General features: G+C 61.3%; 4 protein-coding genes. 2 read left to right on the top strand and 2 right to left on the bottom strand.

Features of this window, described 5'->3' with window-relative positions:
* Positions 1–86 precede the first annotated feature (86 nt).
* Entirely contained in the window at positions 87–437 is a 351-nt protein-coding gene (locus ACQUQ1_RS21725) for an ArsR/SmtB family transcription factor (RefSeq protein WP_095638028.1), read from the bottom strand.
* Between the two features lie 114 nt (positions 438–551).
* Between ACQUQ1_RS21725 and ACQUQ1_RS21720 the strand changes: the two genes are divergently transcribed.
* Together ACQUQ1_RS21720 and ACQUQ1_RS21715 are read left to right on the top strand one after the other, a co-directional pair.
* Positions 552–1,112, top strand: coding sequence for a DoxX family protein (locus ACQUQ1_RS21720; protein ID WP_430506193.1), 561 nt, complete (start codon positions 552–554; stop codon positions 1,110–1,112).
* A gap of 30 nt (positions 1,113–1,142) precedes the next feature.
* Entirely contained in the window at positions 1,143–1,541 is a 399-nt protein-coding gene (locus ACQUQ1_RS21715) for an SHOCT domain-containing protein (protein ID WP_430506192.1), read from the top strand.
* Between the two features lie 11 nt (positions 1,542–1,552).
* Here the strand turns inward: ACQUQ1_RS21715 and ACQUQ1_RS21710 are convergent, their stop codons facing one another.
* Entirely contained in the window at positions 1,553–4,387 is a 2,835-nt protein-coding gene (locus ACQUQ1_RS21710; RefSeq protein WP_435066299.1) for an aconitate hydratase, read from the bottom strand.
* Between the last annotated feature and the right edge of the window lie 42 nt (positions 4,388–4,429).

The raw sequence follows: 4,429 nt of genomic DNA, 5'->3' as shown, positions 1-4,429 counted from the left end.
TACCCGCGATAGGCCTGATATGCGATGACCAGTGCTAACGCGGTCGTGAACAGTTTGCCGATGACGAATAGCGTGTGTTCCATAAGTCAGTCTCCCCGCATCTCCTCGAAGATGGTCGTAATCCGGTCGGCGGGGTCCGCCCGGACATCGATCTGGACATCGAAGCCCTCTGCCTGGAGGAGGACTTCAATACGTTCGAGACGAGCCTCGTACTCGCTGTAGTGCCGTCCTCCGGGGTCGACGTGCGTATACTCTTCGAGGAGGCCCTGCTCGACGAGGCGGGTGACACGGCGCGAGACGGTCGGGCGTGACATGTCACATTCATCGCTGAGTTCCTTCGCAGACAGTCGGTCGGTCTTCGTCGCCACGAGGATGTCGCGAGCGTACTCGTCGTCGAGTGTAGCGAAGATTTCCGACGGGTCGGACTCCTCGGTCACACGTCTCTACTCGCGACAGGAGCGTAATATAGCCCGCCGATTTTCTGACTCAGAACGCCGGCTCGCCGTTATATCGTCTCTGCCTCCGTACTGATAGTTGAAGGTGCAATAACTATGTCCACACTCGACTCCGGCATGAATCAGCTCGAGAGCAAAATCGGCGGACTGACCGTTGGCGGGAAGGTCCACAGCCTCAGTGCGTGGTTCGTACTCGCGCTCCGCCTCATGATGGGCTACGCGTTCGCATATTCCGGGTTCACGAAGATCACCGGTGAGTTCGGGGCCGGCGGCTACCTGTCGAACGTCGCCGCGACCAACGGCAACCCCCTCGCGGGCCTGTTCGCGTGGATGGGGTCGACGCCATGGTTCGTCGAGTTCGCGAACGTCGCCGTCCCGTGGGGCGAGCTGTTCATCGGCCTCGGCCTCCTCGTCGGCGCGTTCGTTCGCCTTGCGGCGTTCTTCGGTGCGCTCATGATGCTCATGTTCTACTTCGGCAACTGGGACATGGGTCACGGGTTCATCAACGGAGACTTCGCGTACATGCTCGTGTTCCTCGCGGTCGCCGCGTTCGCCGCGGGCCGCATCCTGGGCCTCGATCAGTACATCGAACAGTACGACATCGGCGGCGAAGCGCTCGTCGAGCGCTACCCCCGACTTGAATACATCCTCGGCTAACCACGCCGAACTCTCTTCAGGAGTACAATTATGCAAAATCCAATTCAATCACGCGGTATTCGTTCCCTGGGACTCATCGTCGTCGGTGCACTGTCGCTGGCCGTCGTCGGCGGGATGGCCCTGACGCATGCGACTGTCCCGGATGCAGTGATGTGGGGGTGGCACGACGGAATATGGAATGACGGCCATATGACCGGGTGGGGTATTTGGGGCTGGGGAATGATGCTGGTCGGCCTGCTGTGGATGGCTCTCCTCGTCGCCTTGCCCATCTATTTCGTCTACTGGCTGGCAATCCGGTCACAATCGGACGGGAGCACTGAAGACAACGCGCTCGCGGTCCTCCAGGAGCGGTACGCCCGTGGGGAGATCGACGATGAGGAATTCGACCGCCGCCGCGCCCGTCTCACGCCCGACGACGGCCGTTACTGACCGCGCTGTCGTTACTGAGTGAGGAGTTGTCTAAGGACGTAGTGGAGGATGCCGCCGTGTTCAATATATGTCACGGCAGCCGGCGTTCCGACCTGTGCCGTGACTGGGAACTCGACAGTCGAACCGTCCTCACGCTCGGCGATAACGGTCAGCTCATCCATCACCTCGAGACCGTCATCGAGACCGCGGATCGTGAAGACCTCCGACCCATCCAGCCCGAGAGATTCCCACGAGTCGCCCTCATCGAACTGTAGGGGGAGAACACCCATACCGACGAGGTTGTCGCGGTAGATACGCTCGTAACTCTCGCCGATGGTTGCGCGGACACCGAGTAGATCCGTTCCTTTCGCTGCCCAGTCACGACTCGACCCTGTCCCGAGCTCCTCGCCCGCCATCACGATGAGTGGGGTGCCCTCCTCGCGGTAGCGTTGGCTGGCCTCGAAGACGGTGGTCTGCTCATCAGTCGGGTGATGAACCGTGTAGCCGCCCTCAACATCGTCGAGCATTTCGTTCTCGATACGGACGTTGGCGAACGTCCCCCGCATCATCACCTCGTGGTTGCCCCGACGCGCGCCATAGGTGTTGAACTCGTATGGCTCGACGCCATGGTCGAGCAGCCACTGGCCGGCAGGGAGATCAGACCCGAACGGGCCAGCAGGACTGATGTGGTCGGTAGTAACGGTATCGCCGAGCGTCAGCAGACAACGTCCGTCATCGATATCGGCGACACCGGGTTTCTCTACCGGGAAGTTCTGGAAGAACGGCGGTTCGCGGATGTACGTCGAGTCGTCGTCCCATTCGTAGACGTCACCGCTGGGCGCGTCGAGAGCAGCCCATCGCTCGTCGCCTTCGAACACGGAAGCGTACTTCTCCTCGAACATCTCGGGAGAGACGTTCTCGTGAATTGCTGCCTGCACGTCCTCTGCATCGGGCCAGATATCAGCCAGATACACCGGCTCACCCTCCTCGTTGGTACCCAGCGGCTCATTTTCAAGATCGATGTCCATCCGTCCTGCGAGCCCATAGGCAACCACGAGCGGCGGGCTCGCGAGATAGTTCGCACGGACCTTCGGGTGGATACGCGCCTCGAAGTTACGGTTCCCCGAGAGGACGCTCGTCGTCCAGAGGTCGTGATCGTCGATCGCCTGCTCGATTGGGTCGGGAAGCGGTCCGGCGTTACCGATACAGGTGGTACAGCCATAGCCGACAACGGCGTACCCGAGCTCTTCGAGATACGGAAGCAACCCCGATTCTTCGAGATACTGCGTGACGACGCGGCTACCGGGTGCGAGGCTCGTCTTGACGTACGGCGGGACGTCCAGGCCTTTCTCGACGGCGTTCTGGGCAAGCAGACCAGCAGCGATCATCACCGACGGGTTCGACGTGTTCGTGCAGCTCGTGATGGCGCTGACGAGGACGTCTCCGTGTCCAATTTCCACCGTCTCACCGTCGAGGTCGACCTCGACGCGTTTGGTTAACGGGTGCAGTTCGGATTCGGTTTCGACCTGAACGCCGCCGTCGGACCGGTGGTTCGACGAGGTGTCGGTCGCTCCGCTCTCGATACCGCCGTCGGTCTCCGCACCAGCTGCACCACCCTCACCGAGCCACCGCTGCAGGGCATCCTCGTCGGCGTCGTCGAGGTCGTCTTCGAACTCACCGTAGAGAAGTTCCCGGAAGCTCTGTTTCACGCCCCCCATCGGGATCCGGTCCTGTGGCCGCTTGTGTCCGGCCAGACTCGGCTCGACAGTCGAAAGATCGAACTCGACGACCTCGGTATACTCCGGTTCCTGTTCACCGAACAGGCCCTGTGCTTCGAGGTACTCGCGGACGAGGTCGATGTGGTCGGGATCACGCCCAGTGAGTTCGAGATACTCGAGGGTCTGCTCGTCGACCGGGAACATGCTGATCGTCGAGCCCTGTTCGGGTGCCATATTAGCGATCGTGGCCCGGTCGGGGACTGTGAGGTTTCCTACACCGGGACCGAAGAACTCGACGAACCGGTCGACGACGCCGACCTCGCGGAGCCGTTCGGTAATATGGAGCACGAGATCCGTCGCCGTCGCGCCTTCGGGTAATTCGCCTTCGAGACGGACGCCGACGACCTCGGGGAGTTTCATCGTGACCGGCTGACCGAGCATCGCCGCTTCCGCCTCGATGCCGCCGACGCCCCAACCGACCACACCGATGCCACCGATCATCGGGGTATGGCTGTCCGTGCCGACGAGTGTGTCCGGCAGGAGCCAGTTCTCGCCGTCATGCTCGCGGGCGTGGACGACCCGACCCAGATGCTCGAGGTTCACCTGGTGGACGATACCGGTGCCCGGTGGGACGACGTTGAAGTTCTCGAAGGCGTTCTGCGCCCACTTGATCGCGCGATACCGTTCGGCGTTTCGCTCGTACTCCAGTTCGACGTTCTTCTCGTAGGCGTCCTCGGAGTCGAAGTAGTCGACCTGGACGCTGTGGTCGATTACGAGATCAATAGGGATTTCCGGTTCGACCAGGGTGGGGTCCCGATCTTTTCGGTCGACTTCGGATCGAAGGGCCGCTAGGTCGACAACTGCGGGCACGCCGGTGAGATCCTGTAGGACGACTCGTGATGGAGAGAACGGAACCTCCGCGTCCGGTACGTCTGGCTCCCAGCCAGCAGCATTCTTGACATCCGCCGCAGTAACAGTTTCGCCGTCGGCATTCCGGAGCACCGACTCAAGCAGAATACGGATGCTCACCGGGAGCGTGTCGAGGTCACAGAGCCCCTGTTCTTCGAGTGCTCGAAGATCGGCCATCTTGTACGTCGTCCCGTCGACGTCGAGTTCGCGGACGGCATCGAACGGAAGTGTATCAGTCATAGTATCTACACCTGGGATTGGCAGTCGTATCAATCCCTCTCC

This window comes from Halobaculum sp. EA56 (assembly GCF_051195075.1).
Lineage (GTDB): Archaea > Halobacteriota > Halobacteria > Halobacteriales > Haloferacaceae > Halobaculum.
This window is presented reverse-complemented; position numbering and strand designations above follow the sequence as displayed.

Coding starts and splice junctions, on each gene's coding strand:
- ACQUQ1_RS21715 (WP_430506192.1), top strand. CDS start 1,143: ATGCAAAATCCAATTCAATCACGCGGTATTCGTTCCCTGGGACTCATC.
- ACQUQ1_RS21720 (WP_430506193.1), top strand. CDS start 552: ATGTCCACACTCGACTCCGGCATGAATCAGCTCGAGAGCAAAATCGGC.
- ACQUQ1_RS21710 (WP_435066299.1), bottom strand. CDS start 4,387: ATGACTGATACACTTCCGTTCGATGCCGTCCGCGAACTCGACGTCGAC.